Consider the following 23,113-nt stretch of genomic DNA (forward strand, 5'->3'; position numbering starts at 1 on the left):
GGGTCCGATCCTGGTGCGTCGGGTGTGACCGACACCATCGTCGCCCCGGCCCGGGGAGGAGGCACCGTGTCCCGGCCAGCAATCTGCACCCCGGTTGTTATCACCGGGTGACAAAATTCGGCGATGACGACCCCGTGGCGGCGCGTGCCGGCTGACCTGGCGACCGCCATGCGGCCCCGCCTGCCGGACGCCGTCCCGGCCATCGCCGACGCGGTCACCGCGGCGAACCCGGCGCTCGCGGATACCTCGAAAGCCAAATTCGACCGCGATCTGCGTACGGCCGTGCAGGTCGCCATCGAGGGTTTTCTCGACCTGGCCGGCACCGACGAGCCGGCCCTGCCCCCACGGATCCGGGAGGTGTTCGTCGCCCTGGGCGCCGCCGAGGCCCGCGAGAACCGGGGCCCGGAGCTGCTCCTCGGCGCCCTGCGCACGGCCGCGCGGGTGCTGCTGCGGACCGCCTCCCAGTCCCTCGCCGAGTCCCGCCCGGTCACCGTCGACGAGATCATCGACCTGTCCGACGCGACCAGCGCGTTCGTCGACGAGCTCGCCGCGGCCTGTACCGACGGGCTGGCCCGGCAGCTGCGCGAGCAGGCCGGCGAGGGCGACCGGCGCCGCCGCCGGGCCGCCGACCTGCTGCTGCGCGGGGGCGTGCCGGCCGACGTGGTCCGCGAGGCGGTCACCGCGATCGGCTGGCCGGCCCCGGACCGGATCGTCCCGGTGCTGCTGCCGCCGGACCAGGCCCGGGACGCCCGGTTCCGGTTCGCCGCGGACGGCGTGGTCGCCGAGCGCGCCGGGGACGCCGTGCTGCTGCTCCGCTCCGGCCCGCGCGCCGAACGGTCCGCGCTGGCCGAGGCCCTGGCCGGCCGCGACGCCGTGGTCGGCCCGGTGCTCTCCTGGACCGAGGTGCCCGAGGCGGTCCGGCTCGCCGAGCGGGCCGCCGAGCTGATCGGCACCGGGCCGGCGCCGGTCTTCGTCGAGGACCACTTCGCCGCGCTGGCGCTGCGTGGCGAGCCGGGCGCGCTGGCCGCGCTCGCCGCCCGCCGGCTGGCCCCGCTCGGCGGGCTGCGCCCCGGCCAGCGCGACCAGCTGCTCGACACGCTGGCCTGCTGGCTGCGGCACTGGGGTTCGCGCGGCGCGGTCGCCGCCGAGCTCTACGTCCACCCGCAGACGGTCAGCTACCGGCTGAACCGGCTGCGCGACCTGCTCGGCCCGGACCTGGACGACCCGGCCGCCCGGTTCGAGCTGCTGCTGGTGCTCAGTCAGCGGTCGTACGCCACCAGGGCGCTGTAGAGCAGGGCGGAGACGGCCGCCAGCCCGAGCCCGCAGATCCACGGCCCGGCGGCCAGCAGCCGGGCCGTCTCCGGCTGCCCGGTCGCGTAGCAGATCCAGGCGGCGATCATCGACACCGTGCTCAGCACCGGCAACAGCGGCACCAGCCAGGCCAGGTAGAGCCGCCACGGCGCGGGCGACGGCACCTGGTCGCTGAGGACCATCCAGGCCACCAGCCCGGCGCCGGCGACCAGCACGGTCAGCCCGGCCAGGGTGCTCAGCACCAGCCAGCCGGCCCCGCCGGGCGGCCCGTCCAGCACCCCGCTCAGACTCGGCACCCCGGCCCCGGCCCAGCGCAGGATCACCCAGACCAGGGCGAGCGGCGCCGCGGTCAGCACCAGGATGACCACCCCGCACCCCAGCCCGGTCGCACACCCGAGCGCCTGCCGGCGCGCGCTCACCGGTGGCTTCCGTCCCGCATGCCGCCGACGCTACCAAGCCACCCGGCCCCGCAGCGGCATCCCGCTCGGGTGACGGCCGGTGGCCGGCCCGGGCGCTGGCCGGGTACGGCCATGATGACGGGGTGATGGACACCGCCTCGCGTCATGAGTTCCGGGTGCTTGCCGCCGCGCACCCGAGGTTGCCGATGCTGCTGACCGCCGGCCGGCTGGCCCGGCGGCTGCGGAAGGTGCCGCGGATCGGCTGGGTGACCGCCGACCCGCTGACCGCGCGGCGGATCCTCAACGATCCGGAGCACTTCACGCTGCTCGGCGAGGGCGGCGTCGGGCACCTGTGGGCGCAGGTGCTCGGCGACTGGGTCTACGAGATCTTCGACGGGCCCGGGCACCACCAGCTGCGGTCCCGGACCCGCGACCTGTTCACCGACGAGAGCGCCCGGCGGCTCACCGACCGGGTGATCGGCCCGCGGCTGGCGCGGGCCGGGGCGGAGCTGCGCGCCGGGCGCAGCGTCGACGTCGCCGACCTGGCCCGGGTCCTGGTCGGCCGGATCGTCGCCGACCTGCTGCTGTTGCCGGTGGCCGACCGCGACGAGTCGTACCGGGAGATCTTCGCCACCGGCGAGGAACTCGCCGCCCTGGCCCTCGGGACCACCGCGAGCACCCACCTCCCGCCGGAGACGATCGGGCGGGCCAAGGAGATCGTCGGGCGGCTGACCGCCAACGTGGCCGGCTCCTGGCGGACCGCGCCCGCGGAGACCGTCCTCGGCCGCTGCCGTGACCTGGGGCTGACCCAGCAGCAGGCGGAGGGGCTGGCCACCCTGCTGATGGTGGCCGGGACCGAGACCGCGGCCAGCGCGATGGCCCGGACCGTGGCGATCCTGCACGACACCGGCGCGCAGCACCGGCTCCGCGCCGAGCCGGACCTGCTGGCCGACGCGGTCCGCGAGGGCCTGCGGGTGACCACGCCGGCCCCGCTGATCGGCCGGGCGGTCGCCGCCGACGTCACCATCGACGGCCGCCGGCTGCGTGCCGGCGAGCGGGTGCTGATGCTGACCTGGACCGCGAACAACGCGGCCGGCGGCTTCGACCTGGACCGCGGCTACCTCCCGGAGCAGCGGCAGCTCTGGTTCGGCGCGGGCCGCCACCTCTGCCTGGGCGCGCCGGTCGCCCGCGCCGAGATCACCGGTCTGCTCCGCACCCTGCTCGACACCGGCCGCCCGTGGGCGATCCGCGGCCGCCGCTACCGCCGCGAGGTGCTGATCCCGTCCTACGACGCGCTGCCGGTCACCCTGGTCTAGGAATGGGGAAGGCCCGCCCCGCACCTCGCAGCGGGACGGGCCTTCGCGTCGGAGGGTCAAGCGGCGGTGCAGGTCACCGCCGGGGTGGTGACGGCGCCGCTGCCGATCAGGCCGAACTCGGCGGTGGCGCCGGCGCCCAGGGTGCCGTTCCACGACACGTTGCGGACCGAGACCGCGGAGCCGCTGGTGGTCAGCGTCCCGTTCCACACCTGGCTGATCGCCTGGCCGGTGCCCAGCGTCCAGGAGACGGTCCAGCCGCTGATCGCCTTGCCGGCGGTCACCGTGACGTTCGCCTGGTAGCCGCCGGACCACGAGCTGGTCACCTTGAACGCCGCCGTGCACCCGGCCCCGGACGGTACCGACGGCGACGAGGAGGACGGGGGCGGGTCGGACGGCATCGACGACGAGGCCGACGGCGACGGCGACGAGGGGGTCGGCGAGCTGGTCACCGGCGGGTTCGGCGCCCCGTTGGCCAGGCTGTAGGCCAGGTCGGGCTGGAACGAGCCGGCCGCGTACCGGCAGCCGTCCGCCTCGCCCGGCGGTTTCACCCAGAGGAAGGCGTCCACGTTGCCGTCGTTGGTGGTGGTGGTCGGGTAGTTCCCGATCCGCCGGTCGGTGTTGTCGTCGCCGCACCAGTCACCGGCCGCTCCGCCGTTCCGGCTGGTGTCCACCACCTGGCGCTTGCCGGTGATGCCGCGCCCGTTCAGCGCGTTGATGACCGCCCGGCCGAACGCCGTCTCGCTCGACGTCGGGTTGAAGTTGGAGACGTTGGTGTAGAACCCGTCGGCGTCCGCCACGCCCGCCGCGGCCAGCCGGTTGGCCTGCTCGGTGGCGCTGTTCCAGGTGGAGTGCCCGCCGTCCAGGTAGACCTTGGCGTTCGGGTTGCCCGCCTTCAGGGTGCGGGTGGCGGTGGCCAGCGTGTTGTCCCGGGCGGTGATCTCACTCGCGCTCAGGCAGGTCTGCAGCGCGATCGAGTCCGGTTCCAGGATCACGATCACGGTCCGGTTGCCCAGCGAGCGGGCGATCGAGGAGATCCAGGTCTGGTACTGGGTGAGGTCCGGCGCGCCGCCGGCGCTGGCGCCGCCGCAGTCGCGGTTGGGGATGCCGTACGCGGTCAGCACCGGGATCTGCCCGGCCGCGTTGGCCGCCCCGACGTAGCCGGACACCTCGGAGCCGATGGTGTTCAGGTTGAAGTTGCTGAGCCAGCGCGAGGCCGGCTGACTGGCGATCTTGTCGCGGATCGCCGCGGTCCGGTAGTCGTTGGGGTTGGCGGCCACCCACCGGGCGACGGCGGTGCCGTCCGCTTCCCGGTAGAGGGTGCCGCTGATCGTGCCGGCTTCGGCGGTACCGGCCGCGAGGAGCACGGCGCCGGTCGCCACGGTGGCGCCGGCGGCGGCCGCCGCCAGCCATCTGCGGTGCGGGGAAACGGGGGACATGGCTTCCTTCCGAAGGGGAGAAGGCCTACTGGGAGCGCTCCCAACGTAACGGCATCGACATCGGTTAGCAATCCGTACGACTCGATGTCCCGGCTTCCGTCAGTGGGACGGTGTGCTCCCGGCGCCTGGGAAGCGCCCCTCGGGTGCCGCCCGGTGACCGCTCGTGTGGCGGTCGCGACTAGATCGGCAATTGCGTGACCAGCACTTTTAGGGCACCCTAAGCTAGGTAAGCCTAACCATCAGAGGTCGCCCCGTGTACGTCTGTATCTGTTACCACGTCCGTGAGCGTGAAGTCCGTTCCGCGATCCAGTGCGGCGCCCGGACGGAGGAGTCGGTCGGCGACGCCTGTGGGGCCGGCACCGGTTGCGGCAGCTGCCTGGACCGGATCGGTGAGCTGATCGAGGAGGAGGCGACCGCCGACACGCTGCTACCCTCCGCTGCCTAGTCGTTACGGGAAGTAGGCTTACTCCCCAGATCGCCATATTTGGGGGTATTTGGCATGCAAGGTGACGCCCGTGTCATCGAGTTCCTCAACGAGCAGCTCACCGCGGAACTGACCGCGATCAACCAGTACTTCCTGCACGCCAAGATGCAGGACAACTGGGGTTACACCGTGCTGGCGAAACACACCAGGGCCGAGTCGATCGACGAGATGCGGCACGCCGAGGTGCTCACCGACCGGATCCTCTTCCTCGACGGCCTGCCGAACTATCAGAAGCTGTTCGCGCTGCGGATCGGCGAGACGGTCAAGGAGCAGTTCGAGTGCGACATGAAGATCGAGGTGGAGGCGGTCGACCGGCTGCGCCGCGGCCTGGAGTACATGCGCTCGGTCGGTGACATCACGTCCGCCCGGATCTTCGAGGACATCCTGGCCGACGAGGAGCACCATGTCGACTACCTGGAGACGCAGCTCAGCCTGATCGAGAAGCTCGGCGAGCCGCTCTACCTGCAGAACGTCACGGAGCACCCGGAAGCCGGCTGATCCGCCCGGCGGCGGCCTTCTCATGGCGGCTTCCTCATCAGCCGCGCGAAGGCGGTGTGGTGGGCCGTGGGGAGGCGGCCCGCCCGGAGATCAGCGGAAACCGGCGACGCTGAGCAGCGCGAACCCGGCGGCGGTCAGCGGCAGCGCGTAGATCAGGACCAGACCGCGGCGGCGCCAGGTGGGCGCCACCCAGGCGGTCACCCCGAGACCCAGAGTTACCAGTACGGCCATCGCCGCCGCCTGGCCACCGGTCGAGTAGTCGGGGTTGCCGATCCGGGTGGCCTGCAACCCGGCCTCGGCGAACAGCACCGCGCCGGGCAGCGCCAGCGCCACGTCCCGGAACGACTCGGGCAGCCGGCCCCGGCCGCGGGCCAGCGCGCCGCCGGCGCCGAAGACCAGCCCGGCCACCACCCCGAAGCCGGCCCAGAGCACCGCGTTCGCATCGTGCAGATTCGACCAGTCGTCGTGCTGGATCAGCGCCGCGGCCAGGTAGTAGCTCGGCACCGCGGTGACCAGCAGGACCACCGCGGCGAGCAGGCTGACCGGCAGAGTCCAGCGGGCCCGGAGGGTGAACAGGAAGGCGGCCACCGCCCAGACCGCGATCGAATTCCCCAGATCGCCGAGCGGGGCCGGGACCACCTTGATCCAGACGAAGTCCAGCGCGCCCAGCAGCACCCCGGCAGCCAGGGCCAGCAGGGTGGCGGAGGTGGCCCGGCGGGTCGGGGTGCCGGGCCGGGAGGCGGTGCGCTGGTCGATCGTCATGGCATCGAGCCTAGGAGCCGGACCGGCCCGGCACATCGCACCACGGTCGGACCCGCGCCGCCGGCGCCTCTGCCGAACGGCCGACCTTCCCCCTGGTCACGGCCGGCCCCGGCGGTTCCGGCCGCGGCTGGGCATCGGCCCGTCCCGCGGTTGGTTCCACCGGACGCGGCCGACCGGTCAGCCGGTGGCGATCGGCTCCACGCGGCGGTTCCGGGCACGGTGCGCCGGAGTGTCATCGGGGACCAGGGGGCGGGTCTCGCCGTAGGCGGCGACGGTCAGGCGGTGCGCGGCCACGCCGTCGGCGAGCAGGACGGCGCGTACCGCTTCGGCGCGTTGCCGGCTCAGCCGCAGGTTGGTCCGGCGGGAGCCGCGGGAGTCGGTGTGGCCCTCGAGCCGGAGACGGACGCTCGGGTTGGCGGCGAGCAGCGCGGCGATCCGGTGCAGCGACGCCCGCGAGGCGGCGGTCAGCTCGGCGCCGTCGGTGGGGAAGGTCAGCGGCGGCAGCGCGGACAGCTGAGCCCGGAAGTCGGCGGTCGACGGGGTGGGCGCCGACGCGGTGGGCGGGGTGCCCGCCGTCGGGGCGGGTGGGGTGCCGACCGGTTCGGTGGGCTCGACCTCGGTGCGGACCGGTGGGGTCGAGGCGACCTCGGCGCGGACCGTGCGGACGCCGTCGACCGCCGCGACGATCCGCTGGGCCCGGTCGGCGTCCGCTGCGGAGCCGACCACCACCACGCCGTCGCGGCCGGTGAAGGTCACCTCGGCGGCCGGCTGACCGGCAGCGGTCAGGGCCTGCGCGCAGCGGCGTTCGAGGTCGTTCTCGATGCGGTGCCGGTTCGGGCCGAGCTGGGCGGCGAGCAGGGCGGCCAGGCCGGCGACCGGGAGCAGGACGGCGAGGCGGCGGCGGGCCTTCCCGGACAGTCGCGGCCGGCGGCTGGGGCCCGGGCGGACCACCGCGATCATCGGGTCGTCTCCGGCCCGGTGTCGGCGGGAGTGGGGCGCGGTGACGGGCGGCGGCGCGGAACGGGAGCCGGATGCGCGACGGGTTCCGATCGGTCGTTTCCCGTGGTCGCATTCCCTGCTGGAATCGGCGATTCCGGCGGTTTGCCGGGAAGGAAACGCTTGTCGTCACGACTCGCGGTCAACCGCCCGGTGACCAGGCCGAGAAGGAACGCGAGCGCCAGGAAAACGAGCGACTGGCCGACGAACCAGGTCACCATGACCTCCCGGAACGGCCCTGTGATGATCATCGTATCGGCTCGTTTTGCCGCGCGCAAAATGCGCGGAGAAAATGCGGTGCGTGCCCCATCCACTACGGAATGGCGGCCATTTGTTTCCGCAATTTTGCGGTCACACGCTGCGCAGGACCGAGACCACCTTGCCGAGGATCACCGCGTGGTCGCCGTCGATGTCGGCGTAGGCCGGATTACGCGGTTCCAGGATCACGTGACCGCCCCGGCGGCGGAACACCTTGACGGTGGCCTCGTCGTCGATCATCGCGGCCACGATGTCGCCGTTGTACGCCTCCGGCTGCTGCTTCACCACCACCAGGTCGCCGTCGCAGATCGCCGCGTCGATCATCGAGTCGCCGCGGACCCGGAGCGCGAACAGGGTGCCCCGGCCGACCAGGTCCCGGGGCAGCGACAGCACCTCGTCGGCGGTCTCCTGGGCCGGGATCGGCGTGCCGGCGGCGATCTCGCCGAGCACCGGGACGCCGATCGTGGCCGGCCGGTCGCCGGTCCGCTCGGCGCGCGGCAGGAACATCCGGATGTCCACCGGCCGGGTGGCCCGGCCGCGGCGCAGCAGGCCGTACTCCTCCAGCACCCGCAGGTGCCGCGCCACCGTCGAGGTGGAGGCGAGCCCGAGCGCGTCGGCGATCTCCCGGGTGGACGGCGAGTAGCCGTGCCGCTGGGCGTGGTCCCGGATGACGGTGAGGATCCGGCGCTGCCGCTCGGTCAGGATCGAGTCGTCGAAGTCGTCATCCGCAAGCACCCGACGATCTTGCCTGATCGCCCCGGCGCCCGGCGAACGGGCTCGCCGGGCGCGCCTCTTTCGTGGTTCCGCCTCGTCCGCGGCAACGCCGGTTGCGTGGCTCAGCCGGGGTCATCCACATCAGCGCGTTGTCCACAGGGCCGCCTCGGACGAATCCGCTTCCGCGCCACACTGTCTTCGGGGCGGCCCCCTGGGTGGGCGGGGGCTGTCGAGTTGGCGGATCGAGCCGCCACCGGAGCGACCAGTTCGAGCGCGCGTGGCGGGCCGTGCCCCGAGCGGCCCGGCGGAGGGGTGGACGCGGGACTGCGCGCGGGGCGGGCGCTGCGGGCGTACCGGACAGGGGGTTCAGGCGGCGGCCGGGTGCGGCTGGGCGAGCAGTGCGTCGATCGCGGCCGGCGGCAGCGGGCGGGCGAACAGGAAGCCCTGCGCGTGGCGGTAGCCGAGTTCGAAGAGGCGGCGCGCCTGGTCGGCGGTCTCCACCCCCTCGGCGACGGTGCGCAGACCCATGGTCTCGGCGATCCCGGTCAGCGCGGTGACGATCGCCTCCTGCTGCGGGGTGCCGCCGAGCCCGTCGACGAACGACTTGTCCACCTTGATGGCGTTCACCGGGCAGGTGCGCAGCAGGCCGAGCGAGGAGTGCCCGGTGCCGAAGTCGTCCAGCGCGATGCTGACGCCGAGCTGGGCGAGGGCGGTCACGGTGGCCAGTGCCCGGCCGCCGCCGAAGACCGCGGTCTCGGTGATCTCGATGGTCAGCCGGTGGGCGGGGACCCGGTGCCGGGCGAGCGCGGCCGCGACGATGTCCGGCAGGGCCGGGTCGACCAGCTGCCGGGCGGAGACGTTGACCGCGATCGAGGTGAGCGCGTCCGGGCCGTGCCGCCGCTGCCACGCGGCGGCCTGGGCGCAGACCGCGTCGATGATCCAGGCGCCGAGTTCGACGATCAGGCCGGTGTCCTCGGCGACCGGGATGAACTCGGTCGGCGGGACGGTCCGGCCGTCCGGGCGGGTCCAGCGGATCAGCGATTCGACGCCGGTCATCCGGCCGTGCGGGAGTTCCACGATCGGCTGGTAGAGCAGGTGGAACTCGCCGTTCGCCAGGGCGCGGCGCAGCTCGGCGGCGACGGTGGCGCGCTGGGTGAGCCGGCGTTCCAGCGAGGCGTCGTACCGGACCAGGCGGATGCCGCCGGCGGCGGCCTCGCGCAGGGCGATCTCGGCCTGCCGGTAGAGGCCGGTGTCGCCCTCGGCGACGCCGATCGACAGGTCGACCAGGACGTCGTGGCCGGCCGCGTGCAGCGGCTCGGTGTTCACGGCGAGCAGCGGGCCGGACCGGTCGGTGCCGGGCAGCAGCACGCCGAACTCGTCGCCGCCGAGCCGGGCCACCACGGCGTCCTGGCCGGCGAGCGCGGTGAGCCGGTCGCCGAACGCGATCAGCAGGGCGTCCCCGGCCGCCGGGCCGAGGCTGTCGTTGATCTCGCGGAACTCCTTGAGGTCGAGCAGCACCACGGTGTGCGGCCCCTCGGCGGCGGCCACCGCCGCGGTGAACCAGCGGCGGCTGACCAGGCCGGTGAGTTCGTCGTGCATGGCCTGGCGGGCGACCGTGCGCAGCAGGGTGCCGTTCTCCGCCAGGGCGATCGCCTGCCGGGCCACCACCAGCAGGAGCAGCAGCGCGGTGCCGGTCACCTGGACGGTGCTGAGATGGCCGGTACGCAGCCGGACGACGACGAGCAGCACGGTCACCAGCACGGTGGCGACCAGCGGGACCGCGGTGCCGCGACGGTGACCGGCGAGGCCGACCACCCGGCGGGGGCGGGCGGTCGCCGCGTGCCGGTGCTGCGCGTGCGCGGCCAGCGCGCCGCAGAGGCCGACGAAGGGCAGCACCGCGGCGCTGCCGTTCAGGTGCGGCCACGGCTTGAGCAGCGTCATCAGGACGGTGGAGAGCGGTCCGGCCAGGCCGATCGGGGCCAGCCACCACAGCGCGGCCCGGGGGACCGGGCTCTGCCGGGCCGACATGATCTTCACGACCACCACCACGCCGGCGACCGCGATCGCCATCATCGCGATGTTCAGCCACCAGGCCTGGGCGGAGACGCCGAACCGGTCCACGAACCAGTCGACGTACTGGGAGGCGGCGATGCCACCGGTGACCGCGACCACCGCCACGTCCAGGACCGCGGTGGTCAGCTGGCGCCAGCTGCGGCCGCCGCCGGGCAGCCGGAGCAGCGCGGCGATGGCCAGGACCGTGCCGATCAGGTAGAGCAGCAGGGTGCGGGCGCCGAGCGGGGGCATCCCGGTGTTCGGCACGGTCAGCACGTCGACGGTCTGGCTGACCCCGGCGGCGAGCACCCCGCCCATCGCGAGCGCGACCCGGCGCCAGAAGGCGCGCAGCGGGCCGTCGGTGCCGGCCGCCGCGGCGCGGAACCCGGTGACCGCCATCGCCAGCCCGGTGACGGCCGGCAGCCAGACCAGCACCAGCGGCAGGCCGGTGTGGGTGCCGAGCAGCACCAGCAGCACCTCGGCCACCGCCATGACAACGGCGACCGGGGCGTACCAGGCTCGCCAACGCGCCGCCGTCACACTCGCCTCCCGTCCGTGCGTCCTACCGCATGTCGGGAGATCGGCCGGGACGCCGCCTAGTTGAGGACCGGGGCGAAATCCGCTCCAGGACGAGCGCCACGCCAGCCCGGTGTCGCCGAGGTCGTCGAGCACCCGCCCGGTCCGGAGCGCAGACGAGCGGGCCGCCGGCACCTCCGTGGAGGAGCTGACCGAGCTGGTGGTCGCCGAGCACCGGACCTCGCGGCGGCGTCCTACTTGATCGCGACGCCGCCGTACATGTAGACGTCGGCGTCGTCGACCTTGCGGTCCTCGGCGACCGGGTGCCAGTGGTGCACCGGGACCACGCCCGGCTCGATCAGGTCGAAGCCGGTGAACAGCGCCTCCACGCCGGCCCGGGTGCGGGCCACCACCGGGACGCCGTTCTGGTTGTAGGTGCGGACGGTGCCGACGCCGGCCGGGTCATTTTCCACGGTGACCGCGGAGATCGCCAGCGCGCTGCCGGCCGCCAGCGGGGCCATCAGCCGGGCGATGATGTCCCGGGCCTGGTCGTCGTCGACCACGTGCTGCAGCACCGCGATCAGGCTGACCGCGACCGGCCTGGTCAGGTCGAAGCCGTCGGTGACCGCGTCCGCGCCGAGGATGGTGTCCGGCTCGCGCAGGTCGGCGTCGAGGTAGGCGACCGTCCCGGTGCCGACCGGGGTGAGCAGCGCCCGGGCGTGCGCCAGCACCAGCGGATCGTTGTCCACGTAGATCACCGTGGCGTCCGGGGCGGTGCCCTGCGCCACCTCGTGCAGGTTCGGATGCGTCGGCAGGCCGGTGCCCACGTCGAGGAACTGCCGGAAGCCCCGCTCGGCCAGGTGCCGCACCGCCTTGACCATGAAGCGCCGGTTCGCGTTCATCGAGACCGGCAGTTTCGGGGTGTGTTTCAGCATCTCCTCGGCGGCCCGCCGGTCCGCCTCGAAATTGTCCTTGCCGCCCAGCAGGTAGTCGTAGATCCGGGCCGAGTGCGGACGATCCGTCTGCAGGTCGCGCGGTGGCATGCGAACTCCTAGAAACGTTCGTCGGGGCTTCAACCTGACACATCGGGCGGTGCCTCGGCTACCCCACCGGGCCAATCAGTACCGAGACGGTACGCGCGGCCGATCAGGTACCGCCGTTCCACCGTGTTCCCGGTCAGCCCGGCCGCCTCCCGGTAGAGCCCGGCCGCCGCCTCGCTGTCCCCGGTCATCTCCAGCAGGTGCGCCCGGACCGCCCGCTCCCGCTGCCGGGTCAGCTCCTGGGTGGACAGGCCGTGCCGCCGGTCCAGCTCGTCGAGCAGCGCCAGCCCGCGCTCCGGCCCGTACGCCTGGGCGACCGCGACCACCCGGCCGAGCCGCACCGGCGCGGTCGGGCTGACCCGCTCCAGGCCCCGGTAGAGCGCGGCGATCTGCGGCCAGTCGGTCTGCGCCGCGGTGCCGGCCGTGGCGTGCACCGCCGCGATCGCCGCCTGGATCCGGTACGGCCCGGCGTCCGGCTCGCCCCAGACCCCCTCGACCAGCGCGACACCCTCCCGGACCAGCCCGGCGTCCCAGCGCGACCGGTCCTGCTCGGGCAGCGGCACCAGCCGGCCGTCGGCGCCGGTCCGGGCCGGCCGCCGCGCCTCGGTGAGCAGCATCAGCGCCAGCAACCCGGTGGCCTCGGTGTCGGCTGGCGTGGCGGCGCGCAGCATCCGGGCCAGCCGGATCGCCTCGTGCGCCAGGTCGACCCGGCCGAGCTGGTCGCCGCGGGACACCAGGTAGCCCTCGTTGAAGATGAGGTACAGCACCTGCAGGACGGCGGCGTGCCGGGCCGCCCGGTCCGCGTCGACCGGCGGGGTGAACCGGGCACCGGCCGCCGCCAGCCGCTGTTTCGCCCGGCTGATCCGGGTCCGCATGGTGGCCTCGCCGACCCCGTAGGCGTGCGCGACCTCGGCGGTGCTCAGGCCGCCCACCGCGCGCAGCGTGAGCGCCACCCGGGCGGCCTGGTCGAGGGCCGGGTGGCAGCAGAGCAGCAGCAGGGTGACGCTGTCGTCGACCGCCGGGGCCGGTCCGGCCGGCGCGGTCGCGAGCACCGCGGCCCGGTGCTCGCGCTGCCGGCGGGCCTGGTCGGCGCGGAGCAGGTCGACCAACCGGCGGTAGCCGATCCGGATCAGCCAGCCGCGCGGATCGGCCGGGACCCCGGCAGCCGGCCACTGCCGGCTCGCCGCCAGCAGCGCCTCCTGCACCGCGTCCTCGGCCAGGTCGAAGTGGCCGAAGCGGCGGACCAGCGCGCCGAGCACCTGCGGCGCCTCGGTGCGCAGCAGGTGCTCCAGGGCCCGGCCGGTGCTGGTCACCCGGCCAGGTCCGCGCACATGATCGGGCGGATCTCGATCGGCTCACCCAGGATCGCGACGATCCGGCCGGCGATCTCGACGGCGCGTTCCTGACTGACGCAGTCGATCACCGCGTAGCTGGCGAGCACCTCCTTGAGCTCGGCGAACGGCCCGTCGGTGGCGATCACCCCGTCGTCGGTACGCCGCACCGTGGTGCTCACCACCGGATGGCCGAGCCCCTCGCTGCCGACGAACTCGCCTGTCTCGGTCAGCTCCTGCTGGAACTTCTGGTAGACGGCGAACGCCGCCATCGCGTCCTCGGAGCCGGCGCCGGCGTCCGCGGCGTCCCAGGCGTCGGCCGGGGTGTAGGCGAGCAGCAGGAACTTCATCGGACGGTCCTTCCGGTCAGCGCCGACAGGGCCAGCGCGGTGGTCCAGGCGAACGAGATCAGGCCGGTCACCGCGAGCTGCACGCTCGCGTGCGCGGCCGGCGTGGGCAGCAGCAGCACCAGCGCCACCAGGCCACTGAGGACCGCCGGCGCGACCGCCCGCCGCCGGATCGACCGGACGACGTGGACGACGCAGGCGCCGGCCAGGGCGGTGAAGGCGAGCACCGCCGCGGTGGCGTGCGCGACGGCGTGCCCGGACATCTGCTCGGCCCGGCCGGCCGGGGCGCCGGCCGGGAAGCCGTATTCCGGGTCCGGGGCGACCAGCCCGGCGACGACCAGCCCGGCGCCGAAGAGGCCGAGGAAGACGGCGAGCGTCCGCCGGCCCGGGGCGGCCAGGGCCACGGACAGCGCGACGATGCCCAGCCCGGTCAGCACGAAGGTGAGCGTCTGCAGCCAGCCGAGGTGGCCCAGCTGGAGCATGCTGAGCGGGTGCCGGCGCAGGTCGAAGCCGTCGCGGGTGAGCAGCTGCGCCAGCGACGAGGTGACGAAGAGCGGCCCGGCCCAGGCACCGGCGAGCAGCAGGGCACGGGTCCCGGGCCGGGTCCGGGTGATCGGTTCGGCGGTCGTTGCGGCGATGGCGGTCATGAGGTCCTCCCGGTGGGTTGTCTGCCGGTACCTCGAAGCCACTGCGGACATCATGACAACGCTGGCAAGTGACCTGGGTCACATACGTGGAGGGCTACAGTGGCCGGAGGTGGAGGTGAGCGCCGTGCTGGAGAAGCGTGCCACCGACGCGGCCGAGGACGACGCGCGGCTGCGTGACCGCCTCGTGTTCGGCGACCAGACCGCCCTCGCCGACCTGCACGACCGGTTCAGCGCCCTGGTCTACACGATCGCCGCCCGGGTGACCCGGGACGGCCCGGCCGCCGAGGACGTCACCCAGGAGGTGTTCCTGGCGGTCTGGCAGCACCCGCACGCCTTCGAGCCGGCCAAGGGCAGCCTGCGCGCCTGGCTGGCGATGCTCGCCCACCGCCGGGCGGTCGACCTGGTCCGCCGCGAGGAGGCGCAGCGCCGGACCGCGCGGGACGGCCGGCTGCACGCCGGGGCGGTCAGCGGCGGCGACCCGGTCGGCGACCAGGTGTCGGCGGCCGACACCAAGGCCCGGCTGGCCGCCGCGCTGCGAGAGCTGCCCGAGCACCTGGACCGCGCGGTCACCCTGGCCTACCTGGAGGGCCGCACCTACCGGGAGGTGGCCGCCGAGCTGGGCCTGCCCGAGGGCACCGCGAAATCCCGGCTGCGCGAGGCCCTGCGCCGGCTGGCCGAGGCGCTGCACGACGGGGAGGCGAGATGAACCGCCACGAGGAGGTCGCCGAGCTGCTCGGCGCGTGGGCGCTGGACGCCTGCCCACCCGACGAGGAGTTGCTCGTCGAGGCACACCTGGACAGCTGCCCGGTGTGCGCCCGGGAGGCCCGGGAGCTGCGCGAGGCGGCCGCCGCGATCGGGGGCGCCGAGTTCCGGCCGCCGCCCGGGTCGCTGGACCGGCTGCTGGCCACCGCCCGGGACCGCCGGCCGCCGGCGACCGCGACGGTCTCCGCCGCCGGGCCGTACGCCGCCCAGGTCGCCGCGCTGGACCTGCTGCTGTCCGGGCTGACCCCGGCGGAGTGGCGGCGGACGGCCTACGGCGAGCTCACCGTGCACGACCTGCTCGCCCACCTGGCCGCCGTGGACGGGCTGGTGGCCGCCGCGCTCGGGCTGCCGGTCGAGCCGCCGGCCCGGCCCGGCGAGACCTTGACCGTCCGCACCGAGACAGTGCTGCGCCGGGAACGGGACCGCCCGGCCGAGCAGACCCGCCGCTCCTGGCGCGCCCAGGCGGACGCGGTGTGCCGGTCCCTGGTGACCGGTCCCGAGGTGGCGGCGGTCTTCCTGGGCCAGCCGTTGCCGCTGGCCGACGCGATGACCGCCCGGGCGTACGAGACCTGGATCCACGGCGAGGACATCGCCGCGGCGACCGGCCGGCCGGTCGTCCCGCCGCTGCCGGAGCACGTGCACCCGATGGCCGACCTGGCCGCCCGGTTGCTGCCCCGGGTGGTCCGCCGGCGACCGGCCGCGGTCCGGCTGCACCTCACCGGCCCCGGCGGCGGCACGTGGACCGTCCCGCTGAGCCCGGTGGCGGTCCGGCCGGCCGCGGAGCTGACCCTGGACGTGGTGGAGTTCTGCCGGCTGGCCGGCGCCCGCCGCGACCCGGCCCGGCTCGACGTGCGGATCGACGGGGACGGCGCGCTCGCCCGCGAGTTCCTCGCCGCCGTGCCCGCCCTGGCCCCGGTGCCCTGAGGCCACGACATCGCCGGGTTCCCGGTCCGGCCGCCGCAGCCGGGTGCTCAGGGCGTACCGAAATCATCGCCTGGCGATCCGGACCGGACGGCGGACCGTGACCCGGCCGCGGTCCTCACCCGTCCGGGATGACGGCGACCCGCGGCGTCCGGCATAGCGTGACCGCATGGACGCGGCGGCGGTGGCTTCGGTCGCGCTGATCGTGTTCGTCTGGGGGCTGTTCTCGGTCCGGCTGGGCCGCGCCGACCTGAGCGCGCCGATCGTCTTCGTCGCCGCCGGGCTGGTGCTCGCCGAAGGGCTGCACGTCGTCGAGGTGGACGTCCCGCCGGAGGCGGTCAAGCTGCTGGCCGAGGTCACCCTGGTGTGGGTGCTGTTCGCCGACGCCTCCCGGGTCGGGCTCCGCGAGCTGCGCGCCGACCTCGGCGTCTACGTGCGCCTGCTCGGGGTCGGGCTGCCGCTCACCATGGTGGCCGGGACGCTGCTGGCGCTCGGGCTGTTCGGCGACACCGGGTTCTGGCTCGCGCTGCTGGTCGGGGCGGCACTGGCGCCGACCGACGCGGCGCTGGGCGCCTCGGTGATGACCAACCCCGAGGTGCCGGACCGAGTCCGCCGGCTGATCAATGTGGAGAGCGGGCTGAACGACGGCATCGCGACGCCGGTGGTGATGCTCGCGATCGCCGCCGAAGGCATCCACCAGCACGGCCTGAGCGCCGCGCTGATCGAGCTGGCGATCGGCGCCGGGGCCGGGATCCTGGTCGGCACGGTGGGCGGGCGCGGGCTGCGGCTGGCCCGGCGCCGCGGCTGGGCGTCCGAGGACTTCGCCGGGCCGGCCGTGCTGGCGCTGACGCTGGTCGCCTACGCGGGCACGCTGTGGCTGGCCGGCAACGGCTTCGTCGCCGCGTTCGTGGCCGGGCTGGCGTTCGGGCACGTGGCCCGGCGCGGCGAGGAACGGGAGATCTACTACGTGGAGCAGACCGCCGGGCTGATGTCGCTGCTGACCTGGCTGGTCTTCGGGGCGGTCGCGGTGCCGATCGTGCTCCGCGGCGCCGGCTGGGCGGACCTGCTCTACGCGGCGCTGAGCCTGACCGTGGTCCGGATGCTGCCGGTGGCGCTCGCGCTGATCGGCAGCCGGCTCCCGGCGCTGACCGTGGCCTTCCTCGGCTGGTTCGGGCCGCGCGGGCTGGCCTCGGTGATCTTCGCGGTGATCGCCCTGGAGGAACTGCCCGGCGAGGCCGGCCGGGCGGTCACCGTCATCGGGGTGACCGTGCTGCTCAGCGTGCTGGCGCACGGCTTGACCGGGAAACCCCTCGCCGATCGGTACGCGGCACGGATCGCCGGGGTGGAACATCCGCCGCCGGAGCGGCAGCAATCCGGGCCGTTGCCGGTGCGCGGGTTGCTGCCGCATCGCGTCGCGGAGAAGCGTCCCTGACCTGAGGGTGGTCGCTGCTGACTTATCCACATCAGCGCGCTGTCCACAGGCTGGCCTCGCTCGGCCGCCCCTCCGCGTCACACTGGTCTGGGGCGGCTCCCCCTGGGCGGGTGGGGGATCGGGAAGCAGCCGGATCGGTCCGCGAGCAGCGGCCGACGCCCTCCGCCGGCCACCCCTCATCGCGACCCCGCCGCCGGACAGCGGCCGGCGTCGGGCGCGGCGGTTCTACAAGGCGACGAACTGAAGCCCTCGGGCCTTCAGGGCCGGCAGGACCACGCTGAGCGCCTGGTAGGTCTGCGAGCGGTCGCCGCCGCCGTCGTGGCAGAGCAGGATCTGGCCCGGGCCGGCGGCCAGCATCCGGTGCTCGATCTTGGCGGCGCCCGGGCGGGTCCAGTCGCGCGGGTCGTTGCTCCAGTCCAGTGGGAGCAGACCGGCCTGCGCGACGCCGCGCAGCAACTGCGGGGACCAGTCGCCGCCGGGCGAGCGGAACAGTTTCGGGACGTACCCGGTGGTCTTATTGATCTTGTGCTGGGCCCGGTGGATCTCCTTCTCGACCAGCGCCGGCGGCTTCTTGCCCAGCTTGGTGGGGTGGCTCCAGGTGTGGTTGGCGAGCTGGTGGCCGTCGCCGATGACCAGCTTGGCGACCGTCTCGTGGCCGAGCACCTGGTTGCCGATCATGCAGAACAGCGCCGGGACGTGGTAGCGCTCCAGCAGCTTCAGGATCTTCGGCGTCCAGACCGGGTGCGGGCCGTCGTCGATGGTCAGCGCGATCGCGTCGGAGGGGAAGGCCGGCTTGCCGGTGGCCTTGGCGTACTCGGCCAGGGTCTTGATCGGTTTCCGCTGCACCGGCAGCGGGGGAGCGGTGACCGTGGTGCTCTCCGGGACCCGGGACCGGACGACCGTGGGCTGGCTCGGGATCGGCTTGGCGGTCCCGTCGGCCGAGGGGGACGACGAGGAGTGGACGGCCGCCGCGGTCGCCGCGGCCGCCACCCCGGCCACGCCGGACAGGCCGAGGAGCAGCCGGCGCCGGGTCAGCACGGGCCGGCCGGGAGAGGCCGGACGCGGCGGGGTGGCCTGCCCGGGGACCGCTGCGGGCGGTGCCGGTGGCTTCGTCGCGGCCGGGGGAGTGGGTAGCGCGATGGTGGCGTCGGCGGTCCGCTGAGCGGTGAGTGCGACGGTGGCGTCGGCGGGCGGCTGGGCGGTGAGTGCGATGGTGGCGTCGGCGGGCGGCTGAGCGGTGAGTGCGATGGTCGGGTCGGCGGGCGGCTGAGCGATGGTCGGGTCGGCGGTCAGGGCGACGGTGGCCTCATCGACGATCGGTTGCGCGGTCAGGGCGATCGTGGCCTCGTCCGCGGCCGGTTGACCGGTCAGCGCGATCGTCGCGTCGTCCGGAGCGGGCTGGGCGGTCATCGCGACCGTCGCCTCGTCCGCCGCACCGTCAGCGGGAAATGCCTCGGTCGCCTCGTCCGCTGAGATGCCGGCGGGAATCGCCTCGGTCTCCTCGTCGGCCGCCGGCTCGGCCGCTGTCGGCTCGGGCGCTGCCGGCTCGGTCGCCTCGTCGCCTGCTGCGATCAGTGCGGTGGTCTCGTCGCCCGGTGTCATCGGCACGGTGGGCTCGTCCGCCGCGGGTGTCACCGCGGTGGCTTCCTCGGCCGGCGCCGCGTCGGTCTGGTCGGATGTGGCGGCGCCAGGTGGTGTCACCCTGGGCTCGTCGGACATCGGGTTTCCTCCGCTTCGACGCTACCTGCCGACACGTCCGCAGGGCCCGTCGTTGAATTGATCGGCTTGCCAGCGCGCGAGGCTAGCACTCGCCGTCAATTTCGACCGAGATGGCGGACATCTGCTGGTAAATGACGTGCCGGAATCGGTCACCGATGCCACAGTCACTCCGGTGAAGATGCACCCCGATCAGGTCGACATCAGCGCCGGGACGGTCGCGGCCCTGGTCGCGAGCCAGTTCCCCGAGTGGCGGGCGCTGCCGATCGTGCCGGTCCCCTCCGACGGCACGGTGAACGCGCTGTTCCGGCTCGGTGACGACATCGTGCTGCGGTTCCCGCTGCGGCCGGCCGCCGGCGAGGAGCGCCGGCAGGAGCTGGCCGACGAGCAGGAGAACGCGCGCCGGGTCCGCCGGCATGTCCCGCTGCCGGTTCCCGAGCCGCTCGGGCTGGGCCGGCCCGGTCCCGGCTATCCCGGTTTCTGGTCGCTGTCCCGGTGGATTCCGGGACGGACGGTCACCCCGCGGGAGATGGGTGATCCGGACGTCTTCGCCGCCGATCTGGCCGGGTTCGTGACCGCCGTGCACGCGATCGACACCGAGGGCCGGGTCTGGAACGGGCGCAGCCGCGGTGGCCCGCTGCACCTCGCGGACGCCGAGGTGCGGCAGGCGCTGCGGGCGAGCGGCCGGCTCACCGACACCGGCCGGCTCGCCCGGATCTGGGACGAGTGCCGGGACGCGCCGGCCGGCGCCGGTCCCGGTGTCTGGCTGCACGGCGACCTGATGCCGGGCAACCTGCTGGTCCGCGACGGTCGGCTGGCCGCGGTCATCGATCTGGGCGCGATGGCGGTCGGCGATCCCGCCGTCGACCTGATGCCGGCCTGGAACCTGCTGCCGGCGAGCGCCCGGGAGACCTACCGGCGGGCGCTCGCCGTGGACGACGCGACCTGGCAGCGCGGCCGCGGCTGGGCGCTGGTCCAGGCGATCATGGCGCTGCCGTACTACGTCGACACCAACCCGGCGATGGCCGCGACTGCCCGGCACACCCTCGACGCCCTGCTCGCCTGACGCCCCGGGGAGACGACAAGGCCGGCTCAGGTGCGGGCGTCCAGCTCCACCCGGGTCGGCGGCGCGGCACCGGCCCGCGCCACGGTGAGTCCCGCGACCAGGGCGGCGTGGGAGAGCACCTCCCGGACCTCCGCCGCACCGATCGCCCGCAGCCGCTCCCGCGCCGCGACCCCGAGCAGCTTCCGCCCCTCCAGCGCGTCGAGCAGCCCGGACATGAAGGCGTCCCCGGCCCCGACGGTGTCGACCACGGTCACGGTCACCCGGGGCACCGACACCTCGGCGCCGGCTGTCACCGCGACCGCGCCCTCCGCCCCCAGCGTCACGCAGACCAGTGCCGGGCCCCGCTCCAGCAGAGCGCGGGCCGCGTCCCGCGCCGGCGTCCCGGGGTAGAGCCATGCGAGGTCCTCGTCGCTGGCCTTGACCACGTCACTGACCGCGGCGATCGCCTCCACCCGGGCCCGGCAGTGCTCCCGGTCGCCGACCAGCGAGGGCCGGATGTTCGGGTCGTAACTGATGGTCGTGGTGGCCCGCCGGGCGTGCACCAGCGACTCGACGTCGGTGCCGCCCGGCGCCATCAGCGCCGCGATCGACCCGGTGTGCAGGTGCGCGGCCGGCTCGTCCGGGGCCGGGCCGCCCGGCCAGCGCGGCCAGTCGACGGCGAAGTCGTACCGGGCGGAGCCGTCCGGCTGCAGCTCGGCGAGCGCCCGGGAGGTGACCCCGGTGATCGGCGCGAGCAGGTTCACGCCGGCGCCGGTGAGGTGCTCGCGCAGCAGGTCACCGGCCGGGTCGGCGCCGAGGTGGGTCCACAGGCCGACGTCGTTGCCGAGCCGGGCCAGGCCGACCGCCACGTTCGCCGGGCTGCCGCCGGGCAGTTCCCGGCGGGCGGTGCCGGGCAGTTCCCGGCGGGCGGTGCCGGGCAGTTCGGGGTCGGCCGTGCCGGGCACGGTGAGGACGTCCAGGATGGACTCGCCGACGACCAGGAAGCGCCTCATCGCACGGCTCCCATCGCGCAGGCCGCGGCCAGGCCGGGAGTGAGCGGGGCCCGCGGGATCAGGGTGGCCTGCACCGCGTGGTAGAGGTCCGGCTTGCCCGGCCAGGTCGACGCGGCCGGCCGGTTGGCGGTGTCCAGCTCGTGCCACCAGGAGCCCTGCTCGCGGTCCAGGAAGTGCTCGCGCACGTAGGCCGACCAGGTGTCGAACCACTCGGCGCAGTCCCGCTCGCCGGTGCGCCGGTGCAGGGCGGCGGCCGCGGCGAGCGCTTCGGCGGCGACCCAGTGCATCCGTTCCCGGACCACCGGGGTGCCGTCCCAGTCGGTGGTGTAGACGAAGCCGGGCGCGCCGTCGACCGCCCAGCCGTCCGCGACGGCCTGGTGGAACAGGGCTTCCGCGGCGGGCGACAGCCAGTCCGGAGCGGCCGTGCCGAGGGTCGCCTCCAGGTGCAGGATCAGCCGCGACCACTCCAGGGCGTGGCCGACCGTCGCGCCGAACGGCTTGAACGGGTCCCGCGGCCGGTCCCGGTGGTAGTCCAGCAGGGGCCGCCATCCGGCGTCGTAGTGTTCCGGCAGCCGCCAGCCGTGCGCGCGGCCCCAGCCGGTGGTCCGCTCGGTGATCGCCAGGGCGCGGTCCAGGCACTCCCGCTGCCCGGTCGCGTCGTAGGCGGCGAGCATCGCCTCGACCGCGTGCATGTTGGCGTTCAGCCCGCGGTAGTCGTCGAGCCGCTGCCACCGGGTGTCCCACTCGTCGGCGAACATCCGGTGCTCCGGTTCCCAGAACCGCCCGGTGAGCGTGCCGAGCGCCTCGGTCAGCAGCCGGCGGGCGCCCGGCCGGTGGGCCAGCGTGCCGGAGGCCGCGGCGAGCACCACGAAGGCGTGGTCGTAGCAGGATTTCCCGGTGGCCGGCACGCCGTCCGCGGCGACCGAGGGGTGCCAGCCGCCGTGCCGGTCGTCGTGCAGCACCCCGGTCAGGCCGGCCAGCGCGGTGTCCGCGAGGGTGTCGGCGCCGGGCACGCCGAGCAGGTGGGCCAGGCTGTAGACGTGCGCCATCCGGGCGGTGATCCAGGTCTGGACCGGGGCGTGCAGGTCCGGCGTGCCGTCGGTGCGCAGCCAGGCCGCGCCGCCCAGCGGGTGCGGGAACGCGCGCCCGAAGCCGAGCAGCCGCCCGGTCTCCTCGGGAAGCCAGCCGGTGTCCGGCGGGGGTGTGACCGAAGACATCAGTAGATCTCTTTCTCTCAGATCAACAACACGATTCGCGTACGGTCAGCCCGTGCTGTCCCGTTCCACGATGTGCGCCTGCGGGGCCTCGTACACCTCGTGCACGGAGTGTTCGCGCATCGCGTCGAGCACCGCGCCCGCGGCGATCTCGCCGATCCGGCCGACGTCGTGGCTCATCGCGGAGAGCGCCGGCAGCGCGAGCTGGCACTGCGCGGAGTCGTCCCAGGCCACCACCGAGAGGTCGCCGGGCACGCTGAGGCCGTGCTTGCGGATCGTCTCCATGCCGCTGAGCGCCATCACGTCGTTGTCGTAGACGATCGCGGTCGGCCGGACCGGGTGGCCGGCCAGCAGCTGGGCGGTGGTCACCCGGCCGGACTCCTGCGAGTAGTCGCCCTCGGCGCTGATCAGGGTGACCCCGCGGTCGGCCGCCTCGGCCCGGAAGCCGCCCAGCCGCAGCTGGGTGTGCGCCAGTGAGCGCGGCCCGCTGACGTGCCCGACCACGGTGTGCCCGCGGCCGGCCAGGAACCGGACCGCCTCCCGGGCCGAGCCGGCGTCGTCGGTCCAGACCGTGGGCAGCCCGTCCGCGGTGGACGGGTCGCCGACCACCACGGCCGGCAGGCCGAGCCGGCGGACCAGGTCGACGCGCTCGTCGCCGGGGCTGAGGTCGACCATGATCACCGCGCCGACCCGCTGCTCGGCCGACCACTGCTGGTAGGTGGCGCTCTCCGCCGTGTGGTCGGTGACCACCTTGACCAGCACCGAGATCCCGGCCGGGATGAGCAGCCGTTCCAGCCCCTCGATGAACTCGTGGTAGTACGGCTCCTCGCCGAGCACCTGGGACGCCCGGGCCAGCACGAGGCCGACCCGCCGTGGTCGTTGTGTCACCGGTTCCTCCCCTTCG

At 74.5% G+C, this 23,113-nt stretch carries 23 protein-coding genes; 8 read left to right on the forward strand and 15 right to left on the reverse strand.

The genetic code is table 11. The features are described from left to right. Positions 1-123 precede the first annotated feature (123 nt). Positions 124-1,290, forward strand: a complete 1,167-nt coding sequence (locus BJY16_RS18855; RefSeq protein ID WP_185040750.1) for a PucR family transcriptional regulator — start codon at positions 124-126, stop codon at positions 1,288-1,290. Here BJY16_RS18855 and BJY16_RS18860 read toward each other — a convergent pair. Further along, positions 1,260-1,730: a hypothetical protein gene (locus tag BJY16_RS18860; RefSeq protein ID WP_185040754.1), complete on the reverse strand. Its 471-nt coding sequence runs from the start codon at positions 1,728-1,730 to the stop codon at positions 1,260-1,262. The two genes, BJY16_RS18855 and BJY16_RS18860, sit on opposite strands and share 31 nt — an antisense overlap. A gap of 125 nt (positions 1,731-1,855) precedes the next feature. Between BJY16_RS18860 and BJY16_RS18865 the strand changes: the two genes are divergently transcribed. Further along, on the forward strand, positions 1,856-3,025 hold the full coding sequence (locus BJY16_RS18865; RefSeq protein ID WP_185046537.1) for a cytochrome P450: 1,170 nt from the start codon (positions 1,856-1,858) through the stop codon (positions 3,023-3,025). A gap of 56 nt (positions 3,026-3,081) precedes the next feature. Here the strand turns inward: BJY16_RS18865 and BJY16_RS18870 are convergent, their stop codons facing one another. After that, positions 3,082-4,461, reverse strand: a complete 1,380-nt coding sequence (locus BJY16_RS18870) for a glycoside hydrolase family 6 protein (protein ID WP_185040756.1) — start codon at positions 4,459-4,461, stop codon at positions 3,082-3,084. 253 nt (positions 4,462-4,714) lie between these two features. On the opposite strand from BJY16_RS18870, the gene BJY16_RS18875 reads away from it, so the two are divergent. Both BJY16_RS18875 and bfr read left to right on the forward strand, forming a co-directional pair. After that, positions 4,715-4,906: a (2Fe-2S)-binding protein gene (locus BJY16_RS18875; RefSeq protein ID WP_185040758.1), complete on the forward strand. Its 192-nt coding sequence runs from the start codon at positions 4,715-4,717 to the stop codon at positions 4,904-4,906. A gap of 54 nt (positions 4,907-4,960) precedes the next feature. After that, positions 4,961-5,443: a bacterioferritin gene (gene bfr / locus BJY16_RS18880; RefSeq protein WP_185040760.1), complete on the forward strand. Its 483-nt coding sequence runs from the start codon at positions 4,961-4,963 to the stop codon at positions 5,441-5,443. Between the two features lie 90 nt (positions 5,444-5,533). Here the strand turns inward: bfr and BJY16_RS18885 are convergent, their stop codons facing one another. The 9 genes from BJY16_RS18885 to BJY16_RS18925 form a co-directional block, all read right to left on the reverse strand. Continuing rightward, complete coding sequence (locus BJY16_RS18885) at positions 5,534-6,205, reverse strand: DUF6518 family protein (RefSeq protein WP_185040762.1); 672 nt, start codon at positions 6,203-6,205, stop codon at positions 5,534-5,536. A 177-nt stretch (positions 6,206-6,382) separates the two neighbouring features. After that, complete coding sequence (locus BJY16_RS18890; RefSeq protein WP_185040763.1) at positions 6,383-7,165, reverse strand: OmpA family protein; 783 nt, start codon at positions 7,163-7,165, stop codon at positions 6,383-6,385. Then, positions 7,162-7,452: a hypothetical protein gene (locus BJY16_RS18895; RefSeq protein WP_185040765.1), complete on the reverse strand. Its 291-nt coding sequence runs from the start codon at positions 7,450-7,452 to the stop codon at positions 7,162-7,164. The genes BJY16_RS18890 and BJY16_RS18895 overlap by 4 nt, the downstream gene beginning before the upstream one ends. A gap of 100 nt (positions 7,453-7,552) precedes the next feature. After that, positions 7,553-8,299, reverse strand: a complete 747-nt coding sequence (lexA, locus tag BJY16_RS18900) for a transcriptional repressor LexA (protein WP_203759295.1) — start codon at positions 8,297-8,299, stop codon at positions 7,553-7,555. Positions 8,300-8,539: 240 nt separating this feature from the next. Further along, complete coding sequence (locus tag BJY16_RS18905; RefSeq protein ID WP_239177938.1) at positions 8,540-10,765, reverse strand: putative bifunctional diguanylate cyclase/phosphodiesterase; 2,226 nt, start codon at positions 10,763-10,765, stop codon at positions 8,540-8,542. 230 nt (positions 10,766-10,995) lie between these two features. After that, positions 10,996-11,784 carry an SAM-dependent methyltransferase gene (locus tag BJY16_RS18910; protein WP_185040767.1) on the reverse strand — a complete coding sequence of 263 codons (789 nt, stop codon included), beginning with the start codon at positions 11,782-11,784 and terminating at the stop codon, positions 10,996-10,998. 29 nt (positions 11,785-11,813) lie between these two features. Next, positions 11,814-13,094 (reverse strand): RNA polymerase sigma factor, encoded by a 1,281-nt coding sequence (locus BJY16_RS18915; protein WP_185040768.1) that lies wholly within the window; start codon positions 13,092-13,094, stop codon positions 11,814-11,816. After that, positions 13,091-13,462: a YciI family protein gene (locus tag BJY16_RS18920; protein ID WP_185040769.1), complete on the reverse strand. Its 372-nt coding sequence runs from the start codon at positions 13,460-13,462 to the stop codon at positions 13,091-13,093. Before BJY16_RS18920 ends, BJY16_RS18915 begins: the two co-directional genes overlap by 4 nt. After that, complete coding sequence (locus BJY16_RS18925; RefSeq protein WP_185040771.1) at positions 13,459-14,106, reverse strand: DUF998 domain-containing protein; 648 nt, start codon at positions 14,104-14,106, stop codon at positions 13,459-13,461. Before BJY16_RS18925 ends, BJY16_RS18920 begins: the two co-directional genes overlap by 4 nt. A gap of 109 nt (positions 14,107-14,215) precedes the next feature. On the opposite strand from BJY16_RS18925, the gene BJY16_RS18930 reads away from it, so the two are divergent. The 3 genes from BJY16_RS18930 (at position 14,216) to BJY16_RS18940 (ending at position 17,221) form a co-directional block, all read left to right on the forward strand. Further along, positions 14,216-14,812, forward strand: a complete 597-nt coding sequence (locus BJY16_RS18930; RefSeq protein WP_203759287.1) for a sigma-70 family RNA polymerase sigma factor — start codon at positions 14,216-14,218, stop codon at positions 14,810-14,812. Further along, complete coding sequence (locus tag BJY16_RS18935; protein WP_185040775.1) at positions 14,809-15,792, forward strand: maleylpyruvate isomerase family mycothiol-dependent enzyme; 984 nt, start codon at positions 14,809-14,811, stop codon at positions 15,790-15,792. Before BJY16_RS18930 ends, BJY16_RS18935 begins: the two co-directional genes overlap by 4 nt. Before the next feature lie 166 nt (positions 15,793-15,958). Then, positions 15,959-17,221, forward strand: a complete 1,263-nt coding sequence (locus BJY16_RS18940) for a cation:proton antiporter (RefSeq protein WP_185040777.1) — start codon at positions 15,959-15,961, stop codon at positions 17,219-17,221. 225 nt (positions 17,222-17,446) lie between these two features. On the opposite strand, the gene BJY16_RS18945 is transcribed toward BJY16_RS18940, so the two are convergent. After that, positions 17,447-18,940: a polysaccharide deacetylase family protein gene (locus BJY16_RS18945; protein ID WP_185040779.1), complete on the reverse strand. Its 1,494-nt coding sequence runs from the start codon at positions 18,938-18,940 to the stop codon at positions 17,447-17,449. 178 nt (positions 18,941-19,118) lie between these two features. Between BJY16_RS18945 and BJY16_RS18950 the strand changes: the two genes are divergently transcribed. Beyond that, positions 19,119-20,003, forward strand: a complete 885-nt coding sequence (locus BJY16_RS18950) for an aminoglycoside phosphotransferase family protein (protein ID WP_185046540.1) — start codon at positions 19,119-19,121, stop codon at positions 20,001-20,003. A 26-nt stretch (positions 20,004-20,029) separates the two neighbouring features. On the opposite strand, the gene BJY16_RS18955 is transcribed toward BJY16_RS18950, so the two are convergent. The 3 genes from BJY16_RS18955 to BJY16_RS18965 are packed head-to-tail and all read right to left on the reverse strand — an operon-like array spanning position 20,030 to position 23,097. Beyond that, positions 20,030-20,995, reverse strand: a complete 966-nt coding sequence (locus tag BJY16_RS18955; protein WP_185040785.1) for a PfkB family carbohydrate kinase — start codon at positions 20,993-20,995, stop codon at positions 20,030-20,032. Further along, positions 20,992-22,212, reverse strand: coding sequence for an AGE family epimerase/isomerase (locus BJY16_RS18960; RefSeq protein WP_185040787.1), 1,221 nt, complete (start codon positions 22,210-22,212; stop codon positions 20,992-20,994). Before BJY16_RS18960 ends, BJY16_RS18955 begins: the two co-directional genes overlap by 4 nt. 45 nt (positions 22,213-22,257) lie before the next feature. Further along, a complete protein-coding gene (locus BJY16_RS18965) occupies positions 22,258-23,097 on the reverse strand; it encodes a LacI family DNA-binding transcriptional regulator (RefSeq protein ID WP_239177937.1) in 840 nt (279 codons plus the stop codon). Between the last annotated feature and the right edge of the window lie 16 nt (positions 23,098-23,113).

Source organism: Actinoplanes octamycinicus (assembly GCF_014205225.1).
Lineage (GTDB): Bacteria > Actinomycetota > Actinomycetes > Mycobacteriales > Micromonosporaceae > Actinoplanes > Actinoplanes octamycinicus.

Bases quoted from the DNA above. Each gene is read 5' to 3' on its own strand.
- BJY16_RS18885 (WP_185040762.1), bottom strand. From the start codon at position 6,205: ATGACGATCGACCAGCGCACCGCCTCCCGGCCCGGCACCCCGACCCGC.
- BJY16_RS18920 (WP_185040769.1), bottom strand. From the start codon at position 13,462: ATGAAGTTCCTGCTGCTCGCCTACACCCCGGCCGACGCCTGGGACGCC.
- BJY16_RS18935 (WP_185040775.1), top strand. From the start codon at position 14,809: ATGAACCGCCACGAGGAGGTCGCCGAGCTGCTCGGCGCGTGGGCGCTG.
- BJY16_RS18865 (WP_185046537.1), top strand. From the start codon at position 1,856: ATGGACACCGCCTCGCGTCATGAGTTCCGGGTGCTTGCCGCCGCGCAC.
- BJY16_RS18890 (WP_185040763.1), bottom strand. From the start codon at position 7,165: ATGATCGCGGTGGTCCGCCCGGGCCCCAGCCGCCGGCCGCGACTGTCC.
- BJY16_RS18940 (WP_185040777.1), top strand. From the start codon at position 15,959: ATGGACGCGGCGGCGGTGGCTTCGGTCGCGCTGATCGTGTTCGTCTGG.
- BJY16_RS18955 (WP_185040785.1), bottom strand. From the start codon at position 20,995: ATGAGGCGCTTCCTGGTCGTCGGCGAGTCCATCCTGGACGTCCTCACC.
- BJY16_RS18910 (WP_185040767.1), bottom strand. From the start codon at position 11,784: ATGCCACCGCGCGACCTGCAGACGGATCGTCCGCACTCGGCCCGGATC.
- BJY16_RS18950 (WP_185046540.1), top strand. From the start codon at position 19,119: ATGCACCCCGATCAGGTCGACATCAGCGCCGGGACGGTCGCGGCCCTG.
- BJY16_RS18855 (WP_185040750.1), top strand. From the start codon at position 124: ATGACGACCCCGTGGCGGCGCGTGCCGGCTGACCTGGCGACCGCCATG.
- BJY16_RS18895 (WP_185040765.1), bottom strand. From the start codon at position 7,452: ATGATCATCACAGGGCCGTTCCGGGAGGTCATGGTGACCTGGTTCGTC.
- bfr (WP_185040760.1), top strand. From the start codon at position 4,961: ATGCAAGGTGACGCCCGTGTCATCGAGTTCCTCAACGAGCAGCTCACC.
- BJY16_RS18870 (WP_185040756.1), bottom strand. From the start codon at position 4,461: ATGTCCCCCGTTTCCCCGCACCGCAGATGGCTGGCGGCGGCCGCCGCC.
- BJY16_RS18945 (WP_185040779.1), bottom strand. From the start codon at position 18,940: ATGTCCGACGAGCCCAGGGTGACACCACCTGGCGCCGCCACATCCGAC.
- BJY16_RS18960 (WP_185040787.1), bottom strand. From the start codon at position 22,212: ATGTCTTCGGTCACACCCCCGCCGGACACCGGCTGGCTTCCCGAGGAG.
- BJY16_RS18925 (WP_185040771.1), bottom strand. From the start codon at position 14,106: ATGACCGCCATCGCCGCAACGACCGCCGAACCGATCACCCGGACCCGG.